Below are 20,091 nucleotides of genomic sequence, written 5' to 3'. Positions count from 1 at the left end.
CTCAGTCGGCCATCGTCAGCACGATCTTGCCGATATGGTCGCCCGCCTCCATCCGCCGGTGCGCGTCGGCGGCTTCGGCGAGCGGGAAGCTGCGGTCCATCACCGGGCGCAGCCGCCCGGCCTCGATATGTGGCCAGACGGTGCGGTGAAGCTCGTCGGCGACGAGCGATTTGAACGCGGTGTCGCGCGAGCGCAGTGTCGATCCGGTCAGCGTCAGCCGGCGCCGCATGATCTCGAAGATGGGGATTTCGGCGGTGGCGCCGCGCTGCACCGCGATCGAAACGTGGCGGCCATCATCGGCGAGGCATTTGAGGTTGCGCGGCAGATAATCGCCGCCGACCATGTCGAGCACCGCCGCCACCCCGACCCCGGCGGTGATCGCGCGGACCTCGGCGACGAAATCCTGCGTGGCGTAATTGATCGCGTGATCCGCGCCGAGGCCGAGCGCCGCAGCGCATTTCGCATCGCTGCCGGCAGTGACGATGATCGTCAGCCCGAACAGCTTGGCAAGGCTGATCGCCATCGTGCCGATGCCGCTGGTACCGCCATGCACCAGCACGGTGTCGCCCTCGATCGCATAGGCGCGCTCGAACAAATTGGTCCAGACGGTGAACAATGTCTCGGGCAACGCCGCCGCCTCGAGCATCGACAGCGTCTCGGGCACGGGCAGGCACTGCCCGGCCGGCACGCTGGCATATTCGGCATAGCCACCACCGGCGAGAAGCGCGCAGACCGGCTGGCCGAGCAGCTCGGAGCCGGCCCCCTCACCCACCGCGACCACCTCACCGGAGATTTCGAGACCGGGAATCGAAGGCGCGCCGGGCGGCGGCGGATAGCCGCCCTTGCGCTGAAGCACGTCGGGGCGGTTGACCCCCGCCGCCGCCACGCGGACCAGCACGTCGCCGGCGGCGACCGTCGGAACCGGCCGTTCGACGATTCGCAACACTTCGGGTCCGCCGGGCGACTCAGGGTCGATCGCCCGCATCATCGTCGGTATCGCATCCATTGCTACGCAACTCCCCCGCGCGGGATTACCGCCCACCCCCTGGCCTTATTGACATCGCCCGCGCATCGGTCAACGATCCGGGCATGGACTTCGACGAGATTCTCGCGAAAAACCCGACCGATCCGCTCTCTCAACTGGTGCGGCAGGATCTCGAACGCCTCTCGCTCGACGAACTTGCCGCGCGCATCGTGGCGCTGGAGGGTGAAATCGCGCGCAGCCGCCAGCAGATAGAGCGTGCCAGCAAGCACCGCACCATCGCCGACGATCTCTTTCGGAGATGACCGCCCCCGCCAGACCGGGCGGCGAACGCGAAACAGGGCGGGCAGGCGCATTTCAAGTGCTTGATGCGAACCCCTCGCCTTCCAACATAGTCGGAAAGGGCCGCGCGTCTGCTTGCGGCCCGCATGGAGTATCATAATGCCCTCTTTCGCCTCCGCGCTGGAAACCACGCTCCACAAGGCGCTTGAAGCCGCGTCGTCGCGGCGCCACGAATATGCCACGCTCGAGCATCTGCTGCTCGCGCTGGTCGATGATGAACACGCCTCGAAGGTAATGGCGTCGTGCGGGGTCGATCTCGGCGAGCTAAAAACCACTGTCGCGCAGTATCTCGATACCGAACTCGAAGCGCTGAAAGTCGATACCGCGACCGATCCGTCGCCGACCAGTGGCTTCCAGCGCGTCGTGCAGCGCGCGATCCTGCACGTCCAGTCGTCGGGGCGCGACGAGGTGACCGGCGCAAACGTGCTCGTCGCCTTGTTCTCCGAACGCGAAAGCTACGCCGTCTATTTCCTCCAGCAGCAGGACATGAGCCGTCTCGATGCCGTCAGCTTCATATCGCATGGCGTCGGCAAGGGCGGCGCCGCTCCCGAGCCTCGTGAAGTGAAGGGCGCGGAAGAAGAAAAGCCCAAGGCCGAGGCCAAGGGCAAGGCGGAGAGCGCGCTCAAGCAGTTCACCGTCGATCTCAACGAGAAGGCGAAGAACGGCAAGGTCGATCCGCTGATCGGGCGTGGCCCCGAGGTCGATCGCACGGTGCAGATCCTGTGCCGCCGTTCGAAGAACAACCCGCTGTATGTGGGCGATCCCGGCGTCGGCAAGACCGCGATCGCCGAAGGTCTCGCGCGCAAGATCGTCGAGGGTGACGTGCCCGAGGTGCTGCTGCCGGCGGTGATCTATTCGCTCGACATGGGCGCGCTGCTCGCCGGAACGCGCTATCGCGGCGATTTCGAGGAGCGGCTGAAGGCGGTCGTCAACGAACTCGAGAAGCTGCCGCACGCGGTGCTGTTCATCGACGAGATCCACACCGTGATCGGTGCCGGCGCCACCAGCGGCGGCGCGATGGACGCCTCCAACCTGCTCAAGCCGGCGCTGTCGGGCGGCACGATCCGCTGCATCGGCTCGACCACGTACAAGGAGTTCCGCAACCACTTCGAGAAGGATCGCGCGCTGCTGCGCCGGTTCCAGAAGATCGACGTCAACGAGCCGACGATCGAGGACACGATCAAGATCCTCGCCGGGCTGCGCTCGGCGTTCGAGGACCATCACAAGGTCAAATACACCCCCGACGCGATCAAGTCGGCGGTTGAGCTCAGCGCGCGCTACATCAATGACCGCAAGCTGCCCGACAAGGCGATCGACGTGATCGACGAAGTCGGCGCGATGCAGATGCTGGTGCCGCTCGCCAAGCGCAAGAAGACCATCACCAGCCGCGAGATCGAGGCCGTGATCGCGACGATGGCGCGCATCCCGCCGAAATCGGTGTCGACCGACGACACCAAGGCGCTCGAATCGCTTGAGACCGATCTCAAGCGGGTGGTGTTCGGCCAGAACGCCGCGATCGAGAAGCTCGCCTCGGCGATCAAACTCAGCCGCGCCGGCCTGCGCGACCCGGAAAAGCCGATCGGCAACTATCTGTTCACCGGCCCGACCGGCGTCGGCAAGACCGAAGTCGCCAAGCAGCTCGCCACGATCATGGGCATTCCGCTCCAGCGCTTCGACATGAGCGAATATATGGAGCGGCATTCGGTCTCACGGCTGATCGGCGCGCCCCCCGGCTATGTCGGGTTCGATCAGGGCGGCCTGCTCACCGATGCGGTCGATCAGCAGCCGCATTGCGTGCTGTTGCTCGACGAGATCGAGAAGGCGCACCCGGACCTGTTCAACATCCTGCTGCAGGTGATGGACAACGGGCGGCTGACCGACCAGCACGGCAAGACGGTCGATTTCCGCAACGTCATCCTGATCATGACTACCAATGCCGGCGCATCCGACATGGCGCGCGAGACATTGGGCTTCGGCAACCTCACCCGCGAGGGCGAGGACGAGCAGGCCGTGCAGAAGATGTTCACGCCGGAGTTCCGCAACCGGCTCGATGCGATCGTGCCGTTCGGATACCTGCCGACCGAAGTGGTCGCGCGGGTGGTGGACAAGTTCATCCTCCAGCTCGAACTGCAACTCGCCGATCGCAACGTCCACATCACGCTCGACGACGAATCGAAGACGTGGCTCACCGCCAAGGGCTATGACAAGCTCTACGGCGCCCGCCCGATGGGCCGCCTGATCCAGGAGAAGATCAAGCAGCCGCTCGCCGAGGAACTGCTGTTCGGCAAGCTGGTGCATGGCGGCGAGGTCAGCGTGAAGATGAAGGACAATGCGCTCTCGTTCGAGATCGTACCCGCCGCGCCGAAGAAGCCGAAGAAGGGCAAGTCCACCGCCAAGGCGGAAACGCCGACGGAGTGATCCAAGCAGGCCCGGTCGCGAGACCGGGCCTTTTTTTACGCGCCACCCCTTTCAACCGTTCGTGCCGAGCCCTTCGGCTGCCTGGCAAGCCAGCCGCTCAGGATGAACTTCGGCCCAAGGGGCCGAAGTCGAGGCACCTGCCCTCGATTTCGCTCGGGGCGAACGGGGGCGTTATTTTCGCCCGATCTCGCGCACCATCAGCGCCTCTAACCGCTTCGGATCGACCGCGCGCACCACCTCCGCCTTCCGCTCGCCCAACCCCGGCTGATAGCCCTCGCGCCACGACAGCATGTCGCCATAGCCTGCCGAGAAGATGGTGTTGTAATCGACGAACAGCGTCTCGCGCTCTGTCACGATTCCCGGATCGAGCCACACCGCCGCCGCCGTTTCATCCCACAGCGGGAGGCCCGGCTCCATCGCGCCTATGAATTTCGCCACGTCTCCCGGCGCGACCTTGGCCAGCCGCGCAAGCAGTGCCGGGCTGAGTTCGGTCGCGGTCGAGGGATCGACCGGCACCGCGACGATTTTGCGCCACGGCGCGCGCGCGACGATGCTTGCCGCCTCGGGATCGAACCGCGCGTTGAACTCGCGGCGCGGAGTGTTGGTGTATTCGCGCGCGAAATCGCTCGCCGAGGTGCCGGTCAGCACCTGATGCGGGTTGAGGCTGCCGCCCATATAGACCAGCTCCTTCGCCAGCCCCGCGAACGCCGGATCGAGCCGCTGCGCCAGCGCGAGATTGGTGAACGGCCCCGCCGCGAGGATCGTCACCTCGCCGGGATAGCGATGCACCATGCGGATCAGGAAAGTGGCGGCGATCTCGTCCGCCGCCTTGTGGGTGGGGTTGCCGCCGGGCAGATCGACCGGATCGTCGGGGCCGAAATAGGCGGGCGTGCTTTGCTGGGTCGGCTCGACCCAATGCTTCATCCACGCGCCCTTCCACGTAAGCTTGCCGTAGAGCGCTTCCCAGCGATCGGTCGCCGCCTCGGTGTTGACGAGCGGGAAGGTCGCGCCCTGCACCACCGGCACGTCGGTGCGGTGCGCGATCTCCAGCCCGCGCAGCGCCATCGCGGTCGCGCGGTTCGCCCAGACATTGCCCGATACGGTGGTGAGGCCGAGCACTTCGACATTCGGGTCTTCGAGCAGCATCAGGTGCATCAGCCCGAAGCCCTCGTCATCGATGATGACCTTGCGCTTGGGTGTGTCGGCGTGCGCCGTTCCAAGCGCGACAAGCAACGCCAACACCACACACACCAGTTCCCCCGCGAAAGCGGGGGTCCAGAGCCAAGCAGCGCCAACGTTCGTGGCCCTGGACCCCCGCTTTCGCGGGGGAACGGAGGGTGTCCGCATCACTGCGCCGCCACGAACGCATCGATCCGCGCGAGGTGCGCCGCGATCGTCTCCGCCGGCAGGAACGATCCGGTGAAGCTGTTGCGCGCAAGCGTCGCCAGCGCGGCGCGGTCCAGCCCCTTGCCACCGGCGATCGCACGGTAATTGTCGCCGACATAGCCGCCGAAATAGGCGGGATCGTCCGAATTGATCGTTGCTTTGAGGCCGAGCGCGAGCATCCGGTCGATCGGATGCGCGGCGATCTCGGGCACGACGCACAATTTGAGGTTGGAGAGCGGGCAGACCGTCAGCGTCATGCCCTCCGCCACCAGCCGCGCGACCAGCGCTTCGTCCTCAAGCGCGCGGTTACCGTGGTCGATACGATCGACATGCAGCACATCGAGCGCTTCCCACACATAAGCGGGCGGGCCTTCCTCACCGGCGTGCGCGACCAGCTTGAGGCCCTTGGCGGCCGCGGCGGCGAAGACGCGCGCGAACTTCTCGGGCGGGTGGCCGACTTCGGACGAATCGAGGCCAACCGCCGCGATCCGGTCGAGCCACGGCCCGGCCTCGGCGAGGGTCGCGAACGCATCGTCTTCGCTCAGGTGGCGCAGGAAGCTCATGATGAGGCTGCTGGTGATGCCGTGTTTCGCCTCCGCCTCGGCCATGCCCGACAGCAGTCCCTCGATCACGGTTTCGAAGGCCACGCCCCGCGCGGTGTGCGTCTGCGGATCGAACATGATCTCGGCATGGAGCACGCCGTCCGCAGCGGCACGGTCGAAATAGGCGGCGGCGAGATCGTGGAAATCTCGGGCGGTGCGCAGCACGTCGGCGCCGGCGTAATAGATGTCGAGGAAATCCTGAAGGTTGCCGAACGCATAGGCCGCGCGGATGTCCTCGATTGAGGCATAAGGGATCGTCACCGCATTGCGCTTGGCCAGCGCGAACATCAGCTCGGGTTCGAGGCTGCCCTCGATGTGGAGGTGAAGCTCGGCCTTGGGCAGCCCGGTGATGAAAGTGTCGAGATCGGTCATGCGGGCAGCTTAGGGGTGCTGCGGTGCGGCATCAAATGCAATGATTGTGCGACTGCGTTGCGCAAAAGCATGTCCCTCTCCCGTTGGGAGAGGGATTCAGGCGGAACGACTCCATGCGCAGTCGCCCATCACATAGGTCCGCGCGATCGCGCGATCGTCGGCGAGGATCTGGAGCGCGAACAGCCGTTCCGCCAACCCGGCGCCCGCCGTGCGGCGCGCGAGCAGCGGGGTCGCGGCGCAGTCGAGCACGACGAAATCGGCCTCCTGCCCAACCTCGAGCGCGCCGACGCGGTCGGCGATGTGGAGCAAGGCCGCGCTCCCCGCCGTCGCCAGATACAGAGCGCGGAACGGATCGAGCGGATAGTCGCGCGCGAGCGCCGCCTGATAGGCAAGGCCCGCCGTGTGAAGCATCGAGAAGGTCGTGCCCGCGCCGACATCGGTGCCAAGGCCGAAGGCGACGCCGTGCGCATCGGCCTGGCGAAAATCGAAGAAGCCCGATCCGAGGAACAGGTTCGAACTCGGGCACACCGCGATGCCCGCGCCCGTTTCCGCCAGCCGCGTGCAGGCGCGGTCGGACAGATGGACGCCGTGCGCGAACACCGAGCGCGGCGTGACCAGCCCGAAGCGATCATACGCGTCGAGATAATGGTACGCATCGGGGAAGCGCGCGGCGACCGCATCGCACTCACGCACGTTCTCGGCGAGGTGCGTGTGCATCAGCACCTCGGGGTGCGCGGCGACCAGATCGCCGGCGACCTGCAATTGCGCATCCGACGAGGTCAGCGCGAAGCGTGGCGTCACCGCATAGCCGAGCCGTCCGCGCCCGCGCCACCGCGCGATCAGCGCCTCGCTGCCGGTGCGTGCGGTGTCGGGCGTGTCGGCGAGGCCCTCCGGCCCGAGGTCCATCAGCACCTTGCCCGACACGATCCGCATCCGCCGCGCCAGCGCCGCTTCGAACAGCGCATCGACGGAGTGTTCGTGGACGGTCGGGAACACCAAAGCGCTGGTCGTGCCGTTGCGCAGCAGCTCGGTGAGAAACGCATCGGCGACGGCATCGGCGTGCGCGCGATGGGCGAAGGCTTTTTCCGCAGGGAAGATGTGCCGCGTCAGCCAGTCGAGCAACTGTTCGCCGTGCGCGGCGATTCTGTCCATCTGCGGGTAATGGACATGCGCGTCGATGAAGCCGGGCACGATCAGGCCGGGCAGCGGCTCGACCGGCACATCGGCGAAGCGCTCGGCGAGATCGGCGTAAGCGCCGCGCGCGACGACGATACCGTCCTCGACGACGAGCAGCCCGTCGGCCTCGTGGCGCACCGCGTCGGCATCGCGCAGCGGATCGCGCGGCACCGACAGCAGTTCGCCGCGAAAAGCGTGGAGCGTCATCTCAACTGCCGCGATAGGTCGAATAGCCGTAGGGCGAGACGAGCAGCGGCACGTGACAATGGCCTTGCGTGATGCCGAAATCGAGCCCGATCACGTCGAGGAACGGCGGATCGGCAAGCGCGACCCCCTGCCCCCGGAAGTAATCGGCCGCCGCGAATTCGAGCCGGTAACGGCCGGTCGTGACCGGCGGCAGGCCGGGGCAGCGGCCATCGGCGTTGGTTTCGCCAACGAACAGCACAGCCCCATCCGCGCCGAGCAGCCGCACCGCCACGCCCGCTGCGGGGCGGCCGTGCGCGGTATCGAGGACGTGAGTCGAGAGGCTGGTCATGCGGTCGGTCTTTCGGGTGGCCATTCGCCGAGAAATTCGGCCTCCTCATAAGCGATCAGATCGGCGACGAGCTGCGCGCGATCGTCGAGGAAGAGCTGGTCGGTGATGCCTTTGAGCACGCGCGGCAGCGCGGTCTGGAGGCCCGACAACGCGGAGGCGGACAGGCCGAGGCTGATCAGCGCGGAGTAATTGAACGCGAACAGCCCGTGCAGCGCGTCGGCATCGGCTTCGTCGCGGGGCAGCAGTTCGAACCCCGGCCCCAGATAGGGATGCGCGTCGATCAGCGCGTTCTCGGTGCCGGGCGCGGGCGCGAAGCGATCCGCCCAGCGTGCGATTCGGTCCGCCACCAGCCGCAGTTCGGGGCGCAGGCCGGGATCGCTGACGAGGCCGGTCGAGAGCACGACGAAATCGAAGTCATGGCTGCCGTGCGGCGTCGTCACGCGCACCGCACCATCCACCTCCGCGATCGACAGCCACGGCGCGCCGAGGTGGAGTTCGAACCCCGGCCACGCGGCGGCGCGCGTGAAGGTGTCGTTGGTCGGCGGCTGGTTATGGCCGAGGAAGCTCGCCATCACGGCATATTTCTCGGCATCCGAAAGCGCCGGATAGCGGCCGGTGAAGCCGACCTGCTCCATGAAGCGGATCGGGTTGATGCGCGGCAGCACGTTGCGCCGCATGAAGACATGCGCCTCGGCCACGCCGAGCATCAGCGCGGCATTGGCATTGTCGAACGCCGACGCGCCGCCGCCGAGGATGCCGATGCGCTTGCCGGCGAGCGCGGCAAAATCGATCGGCTCGCTGGTGTGCGCGTAGCGCGCACGCGGCAGCGCATCACGGATCATCGCCGGCGTATGCCATTCGCCGCCGCCCTGGATGCCGGTCGCCAGCATGACTTTGCGCGCGAGCAGCGGCGCGCCTTCGGCCAGATGCAGCCGGTGCAATCCATCGCCGAGCGGCTCGATCGTCGCGAGCTTCGTCGCGTTGCGCACCGGCAGCGCGAGCACGCGGCGATACCAGCGCAGATACGCCATCCAGTCGCCGCGCGCGATCTTGTCGACCGCCGCCCAGCCCTCCGCGCCGTGCTGCGCCTCCCACCAGGCGCGATAGGTGAGCGCGGGCACGCCGAAGTCGATCGGGTTCAGCCCCTTGGGGGTGCGCAGCGTCAGCATCCGCGCATAGGTTTCCCACGGGCCTTCGAGGCCTGGCGGATTCTCGTCGAGAACGAGGATGTTCGAAACGCGCTCGCGCAGCAGCCCGAACGCGGTGGCAAGTCCGCTCTGTCCGCCGCCGACGATCACCACGTCATAGACATGGCCGTCCGGGTGCGTGCGGGGTCGCGTCCAGTCGGCGCCGCCGTGGCCGATCAGCGAAAGCTGCCGCGCAAGATCGGCTTCGAGATCGGCGAGACTCACGCCTGGTCTTCCAGCCGAAGCAGCACGATCTTTCCGATTTCGGCGATGGCGGTGGCGATCTCGGTGTCGCGATCGTGCGCCAGCCGGCGCTCCATCGCGGCGAGGATGCCGGCCTTGTCGGTCAGCCGCACGCAGATGATGAAGGGGAAGTCGAACCGATCCCGATAGGCGGCATTGAGCGCGTGGAAGCGTTCGAACTCGGCGGGGGTGAGCCGGTCGAGGCCGGCCGAGGCCTGTTCGGCCGCCGAAGCCTCGGTCAGACTGCCGTCGATCGCCGCCCGTCCGGCGAGTTCGGGATGCGCGCGGATCAACGCCAGCTTTTCGTCGCGCGGCGCGTCGTACACCACTTCCATCAGATCATGGTAGCGGTTGCCGCTCGATGGCCGCGCGTCGGCGCGCGCCTCGACCCACGGGCTATGTTCGAAAAGGGCGCTCAATGCGTGCTCCCCTCCAGGCTGACATGCGCCGAGACGACCTTCCAGCCATCGGCGAATTTGACCCACGCCTGAGTCTGGCGGCCACGCCGGTCGCTGTTCTCGCGGAAGAACTCGGCGTCGGCGGTGGCGAAGCTGTCGCCGTAGACGGTGATCGCAACGCGGCCGAGCGTGCGCTGCGGCGAGCCGCCACGGCCTTTGCGGAACGCGCGGATGGCGTCGATGCCGTACAGCACCTCACCGACGCCGTAGCGGTTTGTGGTGGGCGCGTCGTGGAACAGCGCATCCATCGCCGGCACGTCGTCCGCCATCAGCGCGCGCTCATACGCCTGAAACGCTTCGGTCACTTCGGCGAGCAGAATGGGATCATCGATGGTCATACGGGTGAACCTCCAGCCAGTGACGGGCGATGTCGATGCGGCGCGCGACCCAGGCGTCGCCGCTCGCGATGACGTGATCGAGGAAGCGCGCCAGCGCGCGCGCGCGGCCGGGCCGCCCGGCGATCCGCGCGTGCAGGCCGACCGACATCATCCGCCCGCCCTCCTCACGGAGTTGGTCGAACGTGTCGCGCAGATAGCGGAAGAACTGCTCGCCCTCGGTGAAGCCGTTCAAGGCGACGATCTTCATGTCGTTGACGTCGAGCGTGTAGGGCACGATCAGTTGCGGCGCGCCGAAGCGGGTGTCGTAATAGGGCAGATCGTCGGCGTAGCTGTCGGCATCATAGACGAAGCCGCCTTCCTCGACGACGAGCCGCGCGGTGTTGGGCGAGGTGCGGCCCTGATACCACCCGAGCGGGCGGCTGCCGGTGAGCCGCGTGTGCAGCGCGATCGCCTCGGCGATGTGCGCGCGCTCGGTCGCTTCGGGCACGCCCTGATAATCGATCCAGCGCAGACCGTGGCTGGCGATCTCCCAATCGGCGGCGAGCATCGCCTCGACAGCTTGCGGGTTCATCGCCAGCGCCTTGGCGACGCCGAACACGGTGACGGGCAGATCGCGCTGCGTGAACAGCCGGTGCAGCCGCCAGAAGCCGGCGCGGCTGCCATATTCGTAAAGGCTCTCCATCGCCATCGCGCGCGCCGGATGGCTGCCCGCGCCGACCATTTCGGAGAGGAACTTCTCCGATCCGGCGTCACCGTTGAGGACGCTGTTCTCGGCGCCTTCCTCGTAATTGACGACGAACTGCACCGCCACGCGCGCGCCGCCGGGCCAGCGCGGATCGGGCGGGGTGGCGCCGTATCCGGTGAGGTCACGGGTGATCATACGCGCGCTCTCCAGGCAAGGATGTGCTCCCGCGAAGGCGGGAGCCCAGACTGGGCTCCCGCCTTCGCGGGAGCACAAGGGGAGCCGGAGCGGGACCGCATCACGCCTCCCAAGCCTCAAGCGCTGCGCTCACCGCTTCGCCCGGCGGCAGGCTGAACCCCTCCGCGCGCAGGCACGCCTCAAGTGCGCCAAGCGTAATCAGCACCTTATGCTTCATCGCATTGTACCCCATCGCGCCGATCCGCCAGATCCGCCCGGCGAGCGGGCCGAAGGCGGTGCCGATCTCGATCTCGAAATGGTCGCGCATCGCCGCGCGGACCCGCTCGCCGTCGACGCCCTCGGGAATGTAGACGCCGGTCACGTTGGTCATGCGGAAGCGGTCGTCGCCGAACACGGTCAACCCCATCGCGCGCAACCCCGCCGTCACCGCGCGGCCGGCGGCGGCGTGGCGGGCGTAGCGTGCCTCCAGCCCCTCGCCGAGCGCGACACGCGCGCATTCACGCGCCGCATAGAGCATCGAGGTCGCCTCGGTATGGTGGTTGAGGCGCTTTTCGGACCAGTAATCCATGATCATGGCGAGATCGAAATAGTTCGAGCCGATGCGCGGGCCGTTGCCATCGACCGTGCGGCCCGTGCGGATGCCCGCCTCGGTATGGCGGCGCGTGAAGATATGCTCGGCGGCGGCATCGGAAATCGTGATCGGCGCCGAGCCGGACGGGCCGCCAAGGCATTTCTGCAAACCGCCGGTGACGATGTCCGCGCCCCAGCGATCGGCGGCGATCTCCATCCCGCCGAGCGTCGCGGTGGCATCGACATAGAGCAACGCGCCCGCCGCGTGGCAAAGATCGCCGAGACCATCGAGCGGCTGCGCCATCGTCGTCGAAGTGTCGCCGTGGATGGTGGCGACGACTTTCGGCGCAGTGCGCGCGATCGCGGCGGCGATCGCATCGAGCGGCACCGTCTCGCCCCAAGGCGCCTCGATGCTTTCGATGCGCGCACCGATGCGGCCGAGAATCTCGGTGAGCAGCAGCCCGAAGCGGCCGAAATTGACCACCAGCACGGTCTCGCCCGGCGCGACGAGGCTGACCAACGCAGCCTCGATCGCGGCGCGCGCGGTGCCGTCGATCAGCATCGTCCAGCGGTTCGCGGTGCCGAAGATCGGGCGATAGAGCGCCACCACCTGGTTCATATAGCCGGTCATCTCGGGATCGAACTGGCCGAGCAGATCCGCCGACATCGCGCGCAGCACGCGCGGGTGTGCGTTGACCGGCCCCGGCCCCATCAGCAGCCGCTGCGGCGGATCAATCTCGCCGAACAGAAGGGGGTCTAGGCTCACGAGGCATCTCCAAGTCGGTCGATGAAGCCGAGCATGACCTGCAACGCGATCTCGGCGTCGGCGGGGTCGACATGCTCGGCGGGGTTGTGGCTGATACCGCCCTTGCAGCGCACGAACAGCATCGCGGTCGGGCAGAGCGCCGCCATCACCATCGCGTCATGCCCCGCGCCCGAGACGAGCCGGCGGATCGGCTGGCCGGCGGCGGCGGTGGCCGCATCGAGCAGGTCCATCAGCGCGGGATCGCACGGGCTGGCGGGGAGATCGTGGATATGTTCGACATCGAAATCGAGGCCGCGCGCGTCGGCGATGGCGGCGATCGCATCGAGAATGTCCTCCGCCGCGCGGTCCCGCCGCGCCACGTCGCCAGAGCGGATGTCGATGGTGAAGCGCACCTCGCCGGGAATGACGTTGGCGGCGCCGGGCAGCGCCGCGATCTTGCCCACGGTGGCGACCAGATCCGACACGTCGCGGCGGGCGATGGTCTCGATCGCGAGCAGCATCTCGGCCGCGCCGGCGAGCGCGTCGCGGCGCAGCGGCATCGACGCTGTGCCGGCATGGCCGGCGATGCCGATGACGCTCGCCTGGAAGCGCAGTTGCGCGGCGATGCCGGTGACGGTGCCGACCGCGCGGCCTTCGGCTTCGAGGACCGGGCCTTGCTCGATATGCGTTTCGAGATAGGCGAGCGCGGCGAGGATGCGCGCCTTTGCAAAGTCCGTCACCCCAGCGGACGCTGGGGTCTCGCGCGGCTCTGGCGCGCCCTCCCCCGGAAGACCCCCGCTTTCGCTGGGGTGACGAAGGTGGCGGGCGGTACTCTCTTCTCCGTTCGTGCTGAGCGAAGTCGAAGCACGTGCCCCGGACGTGGCGTTTGCGGCACGTCCTTCGACTTCGCTCAGGACGAACGGCGGGAGGGTGGCTAGGGCGTTTTCCAGCGTAACCCCCTCGCCGTCCGCCATCTCCAGCGCAGCCGCGTCCAGTGTTCCCGCCACCGCACGGCTGGTCAGCATCGCGGCGGGGAAGCGCGAGCCTTCCTCGTCGCCGAACGCGATCACCTCGATCGGGAAGCGCATCCGCCGCCCCGCCGCGTTGAGCGCAGCGACCGCCTCGACGCCGAGCATGATGCCGAGCGGCCCATCATAGCGCCCGCCATCGCGCACGCTGTCGAGATGGCTGCCGATCAGCAAAGCGGGCGCCTGCGCGTCTTCGCCCTCATAGCGGCCGATCAGATTGGCGGCGGGGTCGCGGCGCACCGCCATGCCCGCTTCCGCCATCCAGCCGGCAAGCGCGTCCTGTGCGGCGACATAGGCGGGCGTCAGATAGCCGCGATACAGCCCGCCCGCCATGTCGCTGTACGGCGCCACGCCCAGCGCGTCGCAGCGCGCCACCGCGCGGGCGCCGCCTACCATGCCGCCACCCCGCCGTCGCTGCGCGGATCGGTCGCGCCCTCCAGAGCGCCGTCGGCGTGGCGGACGAGTGCGCCGGCGTGCCCCATCATGGCGGTCAGCGGCCCGACGCGCTCGACATGGTGCCCGGCCACCGCAAGCGCCGCGTAGAGCGTGTCGTCGAAACCATCCTCCAGCTTGAGCGTGGTCGATGGCTCGCCCCAGGTGCGCCCGAGCAGCCAGCGCGGCGCGCTGATCGCGTCCTGCAAGTCCACGCCATAGCGCGCATACCGCGTGAACAGCGCCGCCTGAGTCTGCGGCTGGCCCTCGCCGCCCATCGTGCCATAGGCCATCACGCGGCCATCATCGAAGCGGGCGAGCGCCGGGTTGAGCGTGTGGAACGGCTTGCGGCCCGGCTTGAGCGCGTTCCAGCCGGTCTCGGCGAGCCGGAACGAACTGCCGCGATTCTGCCAGGTGATGCCGGTCTGCGGCAGCACCAGCCCCGATCCGAATTCGAAATAGGTGGACTGGATGCAGCTCACCACGCGACCCTCGGCATCCGCCGCGCCGAACCAGCAGGTATCGCCCCATTGCGGCGGTTGCGGCCATGGCAGCGCGCGGCGCGGATCGATCCGCGCCGCCATCGCATCGAGTGCCTCCGCGTCATCGAGCAAAGCCTGTGGCTCGCCGTGCATCCACGCGGGATCGCCGCAATGCCGGTCGCGCCACAGGAACGCCTGCTTGGTCGATTCGATCAGCCCGTGGACATGGTCGAATCCGTCGCATTCGGCCGCCTGCAAGCGGTCGAACAGCGCGAGGATCAGCAGCGAGGCGATGCCCTGCGTCGGCGGCGCGCTGTTGTAGAGCGTCGCGCCGGCGATCCCGACCGACAATGGTGCGGGTGTGGTCGCGCGGTGCGCCGCCAGATCGGCGCGCGAGACGGGGCTGCCGAGCGCGGCGAGATCGTCGGCGATCCGGTCGGCGAGCGCGCCCTGATAAAAGCCGTCGAGGCCGTCCGCCGCCAGCGTGCGCAACGTTTCGGCGAGCAGGGGCTGCGTCAGCACGTCGCCCTCGGCAAGCGGGCGACCCGCTGGTTCGAACACTTTGGCATAAGCGCCGGGCTGGACGCGCAACTCCGCGCCCTTGGCGGCGGCGATCGCGGCCCCGCCCGCCGTCACCGCGACACCGGCCTCGGCATGGTCGATCGCGTCGCGCAGCAGCCGGTCGAGCGGGAGCAGGCCGCCGCTCGCCGCCAGTGCCGCCGCCCAGCCCGAGACGGTGCCCGCGACCGTGTTCGCGGCGAGCGGCCCGCGCGTCGGCACCGCCGCCAGTCCGGCATACAGCGACAGATCGGCCCGCGCCGCCGCCGCGCCGCAGCCATGCACCGAATGGCCCCGGCCATCGGGCTCGGCGATCACCCAAAAACCGTCGCCGCCAAGCCCGGTCATGTGCGGATACACCACCGCCAGACATGCCGCGACCGCGACGCACGCCTCGACCGCGTTGCCGCCGTCGCGCAACACCGCCAGCCCCGCCTGCGATGCGAGGTGGTGCGGCGCGGTGACGATGCCGCGTGTGCCGGTGACGGTGTTCAGCACCGCGCTCAATCCGGCAGCGCCGCGACGAAGGCGCGGACGACATCGGCGGAATTGACGGAGGCGAGCGCCATGAAGGTGTTCATCTGGTTCGCGCCGGCATCGCCGCCGGCAAGATCGGAGAGGCTGCGGAACACGATCACCGGCGTGCGGTTGGCATAGGCGACCTGCGCGACGGCGGCGCTCTCCATGTCGAGCACGCGCGCCTTGTAGGCGGCGGAGAGATAGTCGCGGAACTCGGCATTGTCGGCGAACACGCCCGCGCTGACGCCGGTGCCGCCCACCACCACCTTGGGTTGATGGGCGAGACACGGCGATGCCGCCATCGCCTCGTGCGTGGCGGCAGCGAGCGGCCTGGCGAGGCAGCGGCGCAATGTCGCCGTTCCGGCAACGGTGCGGGCGAGCGCGAGCAGCTTGGGATCGACACCGATCGTATAATGGCGCCGCACCGGCTCGGCCGCGTTGCCGAGCCGCACGCCGCGCGGGAACATCATGCCGAACGGCGCGGGCGCCTCCTTGTCGACCGCCTCGGGCGCCACCCAGCCGTCCGCCGTCTTGCGCGCGAACGACACCTCCAGATATTGCGCCCAATCCTGCGGCACCACGACATCGCCGATGGTGAGGCCGGGATCGACCCCGCCCGCGATTCCCGAAAACACGATGCGTTTGACGGTGAAGCGATCGAGCACCAATTGCGTGTTCATCGCCGCGTTCACCATCGACACGCCGCTCTGCATCAGCAGCACCGGCTTGCCCGCGATCGTACCGGCGACGAAGGTGAGGCCGTTGCGCGTGTATCGCTTCGGCGCCTTCACCGAGGACACCAACGCGGCGAATTCCGGCGGGAACGCGGTCATCACGACGGTGCGCGGGGTGCGGTCGATCGTCTCGGCGGCCGCCGGTGTCGCGGCGAGCAGCAGCAAGGCCAGGATGGCGCGCCTCATGCCCCCGCGCTCATCCACACGAAGCGCACCACGAACAGGGCCGCGAGCACCAGCAGGAACCAGTCGCCCCGCGTGATCGTGCCGCGCAGCAGCTTGAGCGCGGCGTGCGCGGTGATGCCGAAGGCGAGGCCGTTGGCGATCGAGAAGGTCAGCGGGATCATCGCGACCGTGAGGAAGGCGGGGATCGCCGAGAGCGGGTCTTCCCACTCGACCTCGGTCAGCGGCAGCAGCATCAGCCCGCCGACGATGATGAGCGCGGGCGCGGTCGCCGCCAGCGGCACGATCTGCGCATACGGCGCGACGAACATCGTCGCGAAGAACAGCAGCCCGGTGACGACCGCGGTCAGCCCGGTGCGCCCGCCCGCCTGCACGCCCGCTGCGCTTTCGACGTAGGACGTGACCGTGCTGGTGCCCGCCATCGATCCGACGATCGTCGCGGTCGCATCGGCGATGAGGATACGGTTGAGGCCGGGGATTCGCCCGGCGGCGTCCATCAGCCCGGCGCGCTTGGTGACGGCGACGAGCGTGCCGATATTGTCGAACAGATCGACGAACAGGAACACGAAGACGATCTCGAACACGCCGCCCGACAGCTTGAACACGCCGGCCAGATCGAGCTTGAACGCCGTGCCGGTCAGCGCGGCGAGGCTGTACGGTTCGGGCTTGAAGATCACCAGCCCGGCCAGCCAGCCGACGATCGTCGTGCCGACGATGCCGATCAGCATCGCGCCGCGCACGCCCCACACGCTGAGCGCGCCGATCAGCAGCAGCCCGAACAGCGCCACCGCCGCAGCCGGCTCGCGCAGATTGCCGAGCGCGACGAAGGTCGCCGGGTTGGCGACGACGATGCCGGCATCCTTCAGCCCGATGAAGCCGATGAACAGCCCGATGCCGCCCGCGACGGCGGCGAACAGATAGGTCGGGATCACCGCGACGATCAACTGGCGCACGCCGGTCAGCGTCAGGACCAGAAAGCAGATGCCCGAGATGAACACGCAGCCGAGCGCGACCGGCCAGGGCACGTGCATCTGCTGGACGACGGTGAAGCTGAAATAGGCGTTGAGCCCCATGCCCGGTGCGAGGCCGAGCGGGGTGTTCGCGACCAGCCCCATCAGGATCGAGGCGAAGGCGGCGGCGAAGCAGGTCGCCGCCGCGACCGCGGCGACCGGCATGCCGGCGAGGCCGAGGATCGCGGGATTGACCAGCACGATATAGGCCATCGTCAGGAAGGTGGTGGCGCCGGCCAGCACTTCGGTGCGCACGGTCGTGCCGCGCCGGGCGAGGCCGAAATATCGCTCCAGCAGCCCCGGCGGTGCCGCCTGTTCGTCCGTCATGCCATGTCCCCCTGCAACGCCCCCGCCGGCGAAACGCCGACCACCCCTTGTCCTTCCAGCCGCGCGGCGAAGCGGAACAGCGTCCGCTCGGTGCCGGCGTGGCCGATCGCCTGCAACCCCAGCGGCAACCGCCCCGGCCGCGCGAGCGGCATCGCCAGCGACGGAAGGCCGAGGAAGCTGACCGGCTGGCTGTGAATGCCGAGATCGGCGCGCGCCGGGCTGAGCGCGCCGTCGATCGTGATGCGCGGATCGGCGATCAGCGGCGCGACGCACGGCGTGGCGGGCGCGAGCAGCACGTCATAGGGCGCGATCAGATCGGCGATGCGCTGCTTGAAGGCGGCGCGAAACGCCTGTGCTTCGTCATACAGCGCGTGCGGGAGCAGCGCGCCCGCGATCAGCCGGTCGCGGACTTGCGGATCGAACGCCATCGGCTGTTCGGCGAGCGCGGCGCGGTGAAGCTTGCCCCCCTCATATGCGGTGATGACGAATGCCGCCGAGCGGGCGCGGGCGATGTCGGGGAGTTCGATGACCGGGGCGTCGGGCGCGATCTCGGCCATCGCGGCGAGCTGATCGGGATCGACATTCTCGCGGAACCGCCCGCCGAGCAATGCGACGCGCAACGGTTGCTCGGTCGGCTCGGCGGTGGTGCCGCTCAGCACATCCCACACCAGCCGCATATCGGCGACCGAGACGGTGAACGGGCCGATATCGTCGAAGCTCTTTGCGAACGGGAACACGCCCGCCATCGGCACCGCGTCGTGCGTGGCCTTGATGCCGTACACGCCGGTCAGGCTGGCGGGGACGCGGATCGAGCCGTTGGTGTCCGATCCGAGCGCGAACGGCAGCAGCCCGGCCGCGACCACCGCCGCCGATCCACCCGACGAGCCGCCCGCCAGCCGTGCCGGATCGTGCGGGTTGCGCGTGGTGCCATAGGCCGCGTTGATGGTCGCGAAGCCGTAGGCGAATTCGTCCATGTTGAGCGTCGCGACCAGCACCGCGCCGGCGTCTCGCAACCGGCGGATCGCCTCGGCATCGGCGCGCGCCGGCGCGGCATCGGCGTAAAGCGCCGAGCCGGCGGTGGTCGACAGCCCGGCGACGTCGAACAGATCCTTGACGCCATACGGCACGCCAGCGAGCGGCCCCGGATCGCGCCCGGCGGCGATCTGCGCATCCACCGCCGCCGCCTCGGCCCGCGCGCGATCGGCGAGGATGCGGGTGACGGCGACCAAGTCGTCCTGCGCGAGCGCGGCAAGGCACGCCTCGACGATCGCCGACGCGGTGACGCGCCCGGCGCGGACATCGGCGGCGATCTCGGTCGCCCGCCTCATTGCGGCGTGCCCCGCAGCGTCGCCGCATGCCGTTCGAGCAGCGCGAGGTTGGCGGTCACGCCCGGCAGACATGCCTCGGGAACCGGCACGCCGGCCGCCTTCGCCGCGGCGGCGATCTCGGCCTCGGTGCGCGGGATCGCCGCTGCCGCGGCGCGCGCGTCGGCCACGCTGCGGAAGCGACCCGCCAGCGCCGCGCAGACGAACAATTGCAACTGGTGGAAGATCATCAGCGGCAGCACCATCAGCCCGACGTGCGCCGGCGCGAACAGCGCCCCCGCCATCGGCACGCCCGAGGCAAGGCTCTTCTTCGATCCGCAGAACAGCAGCACGATGAAATCCTCGCGCGACAGACCGGCGAGCCGCGCGGTCAGCACGTTCACCCCCATCACCGCCGCCAGCAGCACCGCGCTCAGGCCGAGCAGCCCGGCGAGATCGGCGACGTTCACCTGAGTCCAGATGCCGTTCACCACCGCCGCGCTGAACGCCGAATAGACGACGAGCAGGATCGAGCCACGATCGACCGGCTGGAGGATCTTCTTGTTGCGATCGACGAAGCCGCCGATCACCGGGCGCAGCAGATGCCCGGCGACGAAGGGCAGCAGCAATTGCACCGCGATCGTCCAGATCGAATGCCAGGACGACACCGCGCCGTTGCCATCGGCCCGCATGAACAGCACGACCAGCAGCGGCGTCACGAAGATGCCGAGCAGATTGGACAGCGACGCGCTGCACACCGCCGCCGCGACATCGCCGCGCGCGATCGCCGTAAAGGCGATCGAGGATTGCACCGTCGAGGGCAGCAACGTCAGGAACAGCAGCCCCGACAGCAGCAGCGGATTGCCCCAGCCGTGCAGCAGCGCGACCAGCGCCAGCCCGAGCAAAGGAAACAGCAGATAGGTCGATGCGAGCACCAGCGCGTGCAGCTTGAGGTTGCCGATGCCCTGGACGATCGCCGCGCGCGACAATTTGGCGCCGTGCAGGAAGAACAGCAAGGCTATGGCGAGATCGGCGGCGAGATCGACCCAGCCCGCGGCCACCCCGCGCACCGGCAACAGCGACGCGCCCACCACCACCGCGATCAGCAGCAGCAGGAATCGGTCGATCGAAAGTACCAGCTTGAACGCGCGCCCCATCATCGCGCTATGCCCGCTCCCGCCCTACCGATCCAACACAATGACGAACATGGATCGTTGCAAAAAAGCGTGCAGGGAACGTCCTCGTCACCCCAGCGAACGCTGGGGTCTCTCGCGGCATGC

At 68.5% G+C, this 20,091-nt stretch carries 18 protein-coding genes; 2 read left to right on the top strand and 16 right to left on the bottom strand.

Annotated elements, in window-relative coordinates; all coding sequences use genetic code 11:
- Window position 1 precedes the first annotated feature (1 nt).
- On the bottom strand, window positions 2–1,006 hold the full coding sequence (locus tag J0A91_RS07925) for an NAD(P)H-quinone oxidoreductase (protein ID WP_206365001.1): 1,005 nt from the start codon (window positions 1,004–1,006) through the stop codon (window positions 2–4).
- Between the two features lie 83 nt (window positions 1,007–1,089).
- On the opposite strand from J0A91_RS07925, the gene J0A91_RS07920 reads away from it, so the two are divergent.
- On the top strand, window positions 1,090–1,287 hold the full coding sequence (locus tag J0A91_RS07920) for a DUF1192 domain-containing protein (RefSeq protein ID WP_069204449.1): 198 nt from the start codon (window positions 1,090–1,092) through the stop codon (window positions 1,285–1,287).
- A gap of 136 nt (window positions 1,288–1,423) precedes the next feature.
- The gene (gene clpA, locus J0A91_RS07915) at window positions 1,424–3,742 is read left to right on the top strand and encodes an ATP-dependent Clp protease ATP-binding subunit ClpA (protein WP_069204448.1); all 2,319 of its coding nucleotides are present in this window, start codon (window positions 1,424–1,426) and stop codon (window positions 3,740–3,742) included.
- A 171-nt stretch (window positions 3,743–3,913) separates the two neighbouring features.
- Here the strand turns inward: clpA and J0A91_RS07910 are convergent, their stop codons facing one another.
- The 15 genes from J0A91_RS07910 to J0A91_RS07840 all read right to left on the bottom strand — a co-directional run bounded on the left by J0A91_RS07910 (window position 3,914) and on the right by J0A91_RS07840 (window position 19,968).
- Window positions 3,914–4,984 carry a nucleoside hydrolase gene (locus J0A91_RS07910; protein ID WP_240502236.1) on the bottom strand — a complete coding sequence of 357 codons (1,071 nt, stop codon included), beginning with the start codon at window positions 4,982–4,984 and terminating at the stop codon, window positions 3,914–3,916.
- A 104-nt stretch (window positions 4,985–5,088) separates the two neighbouring features.
- Entirely contained in the window at window positions 5,089–6,102 is a 1,014-nt protein-coding gene (locus tag J0A91_RS07905; RefSeq protein ID WP_069204447.1) for an adenosine deaminase, read from the bottom strand.
- 96 nt (window positions 6,103–6,198) lie between these two features.
- A complete protein-coding gene (gene guaD, locus J0A91_RS07900) occupies window positions 6,199–7,485 on the bottom strand; it encodes a guanine deaminase (RefSeq protein ID WP_069204446.1) in 1,287 nt (428 codons plus the stop codon).
- Window position 7,486: 1 nt separating this feature from the next.
- Window positions 7,487–7,813 (bottom strand): hydroxyisourate hydrolase, encoded by a 327-nt coding sequence (gene uraH, locus J0A91_RS07895; RefSeq protein ID WP_069207147.1) that lies wholly within the window; start codon window positions 7,811–7,813, stop codon window positions 7,487–7,489.
- The gene (locus J0A91_RS07890) at window positions 7,810–9,225 is read right to left on the bottom strand and encodes an FAD/NAD(P)-binding protein (RefSeq protein ID WP_069204445.1); all 1,416 of its coding nucleotides are present in this window, start codon (window positions 9,223–9,225) and stop codon (window positions 7,810–7,812) included. The genes uraH and J0A91_RS07890 overlap by 4 nt, the downstream gene beginning before the upstream one ends.
- Window positions 9,222–9,662: a 2-oxo-4-hydroxy-4-carboxy-5-ureidoimidazoline decarboxylase gene (gene uraD / locus J0A91_RS07885; protein WP_069204444.1), complete on the bottom strand. Its 441-nt coding sequence runs from the start codon at window positions 9,660–9,662 to the stop codon at window positions 9,222–9,224. Before uraD ends, J0A91_RS07890 begins: the two co-directional genes overlap by 4 nt.
- Window positions 9,659–10,039, bottom strand: coding sequence for an oxalurate catabolism protein HpxZ (hpxZ, locus tag J0A91_RS07880; protein WP_069204443.1), 381 nt, complete (start codon window positions 10,037–10,039; stop codon window positions 9,659–9,661). The genes uraD and hpxZ overlap by 4 nt, the downstream gene beginning before the upstream one ends.
- A complete protein-coding gene (gene puuE, locus J0A91_RS07875) occupies window positions 10,026–10,916 on the bottom strand; it encodes an allantoinase PuuE (protein WP_069207146.1) in 891 nt (296 codons plus the stop codon). The genes hpxZ and puuE overlap by 14 nt, the downstream gene beginning before the upstream one ends.
- A gap of 103 nt (window positions 10,917–11,019) precedes the next feature.
- The gene (locus J0A91_RS07870) at window positions 11,020–12,201 is read right to left on the bottom strand and encodes a pyridoxal-phosphate-dependent aminotransferase family protein (protein ID WP_083224923.1); all 1,182 of its coding nucleotides are present in this window, start codon (window positions 12,199–12,201) and stop codon (window positions 11,020–11,022) included.
- Between the two features lie 50 nt (window positions 12,202–12,251).
- The gene (locus J0A91_RS07865) at window positions 12,252–13,658 is read right to left on the bottom strand and encodes a Zn-dependent hydrolase (protein ID WP_083224565.1); all 1,407 of its coding nucleotides are present in this window, start codon (window positions 13,656–13,658) and stop codon (window positions 12,252–12,254) included.
- Window positions 13,652–15,232 carry a gamma-glutamyltransferase family protein gene (locus tag J0A91_RS07860; protein WP_069207145.1) on the bottom strand — a complete coding sequence of 527 codons (1,581 nt, stop codon included), beginning with the start codon at window positions 15,230–15,232 and terminating at the stop codon, window positions 13,652–13,654. The genes J0A91_RS07865 and J0A91_RS07860 overlap by 7 nt, the downstream gene beginning before the upstream one ends.
- Window positions 15,233–15,237: 5 nt before the next feature.
- A complete protein-coding gene (locus J0A91_RS07855) occupies window positions 15,238–16,173 on the bottom strand; it encodes a 5'-methylthioadenosine/S-adenosylhomocysteine nucleosidase (protein ID WP_069204441.1) in 936 nt (311 codons plus the stop codon).
- Window positions 16,170–17,507, bottom strand: a complete 1,338-nt coding sequence (locus J0A91_RS07850; RefSeq protein WP_069204440.1) for an NCS2 family permease — start codon at window positions 17,505–17,507, stop codon at window positions 16,170–16,172. Before J0A91_RS07850 ends, J0A91_RS07855 begins: the two co-directional genes overlap by 4 nt.
- Complete coding sequence (locus J0A91_RS07845; protein ID WP_069204439.1) at window positions 17,504–18,835, bottom strand: AtzE family amidohydrolase; 1,332 nt, start codon at window positions 18,833–18,835, stop codon at window positions 17,504–17,506. Before J0A91_RS07845 ends, J0A91_RS07850 begins: the two co-directional genes overlap by 4 nt.
- Entirely contained in the window at window positions 18,832–19,968 is a 1,137-nt protein-coding gene (locus tag J0A91_RS07840) for a bile acid:sodium symporter family protein (protein WP_069207144.1), read from the bottom strand. Before J0A91_RS07840 ends, J0A91_RS07845 begins: the two co-directional genes overlap by 4 nt.
- Window positions 19,969–20,091: the final 123 nt, after the last annotated feature.

Origin of the sequence: Sphingomonas panacis, assembly GCF_001717955.1 — a bacterium.
GTDB lineage: Bacteria > Pseudomonadota > Alphaproteobacteria > Sphingomonadales > Sphingomonadaceae > Sphingomonas > Sphingomonas panacis.
This window is presented reverse-complemented; position numbering and strand designations above follow the sequence as displayed.

What these genes read in the sequence shown, in the direction of transcription:
- J0A91_RS07855 (WP_069204441.1), bottom strand. Translation starts at nt 16,173, where the DNA reads ATGAGGCGCGCCATCCTGGCCTTGCTGCTGCTCGCCGCGACACCGGCG.
- J0A91_RS07850 (WP_069204440.1), bottom strand. Translation starts at nt 17,507, where the DNA reads ATGACGGACGAACAGGCGGCACCGCCGGGGCTGCTGGAGCGATATTTC.
- J0A91_RS07920 (WP_069204449.1), top strand. Translation starts at nt 1,090, where the DNA reads ATGGACTTCGACGAGATTCTCGCGAAAAACCCGACCGATCCGCTCTCT.
- J0A91_RS07845 (WP_069204439.1), bottom strand. Translation starts at nt 18,835, where the DNA reads ATGAGGCGGGCGACCGAGATCGCCGCCGATGTCCGCGCCGGGCGCGTC.
- J0A91_RS07840 (WP_069207144.1), bottom strand. Translation starts at nt 19,968, where the DNA reads ATGGGGCGCGCGTTCAAGCTGGTACTTTCGATCGACCGATTCCTGCTG.
- J0A91_RS07905 (WP_069204447.1), bottom strand. Translation starts at nt 6,102, where the DNA reads ATGACCGATCTCGACACTTTCATCACCGGGCTGCCCAAGGCCGAGCTT.
- uraH (WP_069207147.1), bottom strand. Translation starts at nt 7,813, where the DNA reads ATGACCAGCCTCTCGACTCACGTCCTCGATACCGCGCACGGCCGCCCC.
- J0A91_RS07865 (WP_083224565.1), bottom strand. Translation starts at nt 13,658, where the DNA reads ATGGTAGGCGGCGCCCGCGCGGTGGCGCGCTGCGACGCGCTGGGCGTG.
- hpxZ (WP_069204443.1), bottom strand. Translation starts at nt 10,039, where the DNA reads ATGACCATCGATGATCCCATTCTGCTCGCCGAAGTGACCGAAGCGTTT.
- J0A91_RS07870 (WP_083224923.1), bottom strand. Translation starts at nt 12,201, where the DNA reads ATGGGGCCGGGGCCGGTCAACGCACACCCGCGCGTGCTGCGCGCGATG.
- clpA (WP_069204448.1), top strand. Translation starts at nt 1,424, where the DNA reads ATGCCCTCTTTCGCCTCCGCGCTGGAAACCACGCTCCACAAGGCGCTT.
- J0A91_RS07925 (WP_206365001.1), bottom strand. Translation starts at nt 1,006, where the DNA reads ATGGATGCGATACCGACGATGATGCGGGCGATCGACCCTGAGTCGCCC.
- guaD (WP_069204446.1), bottom strand. Translation starts at nt 7,485, where the DNA reads ATGACGCTCCACGCTTTTCGCGGCGAACTGCTGTCGGTGCCGCGCGAT.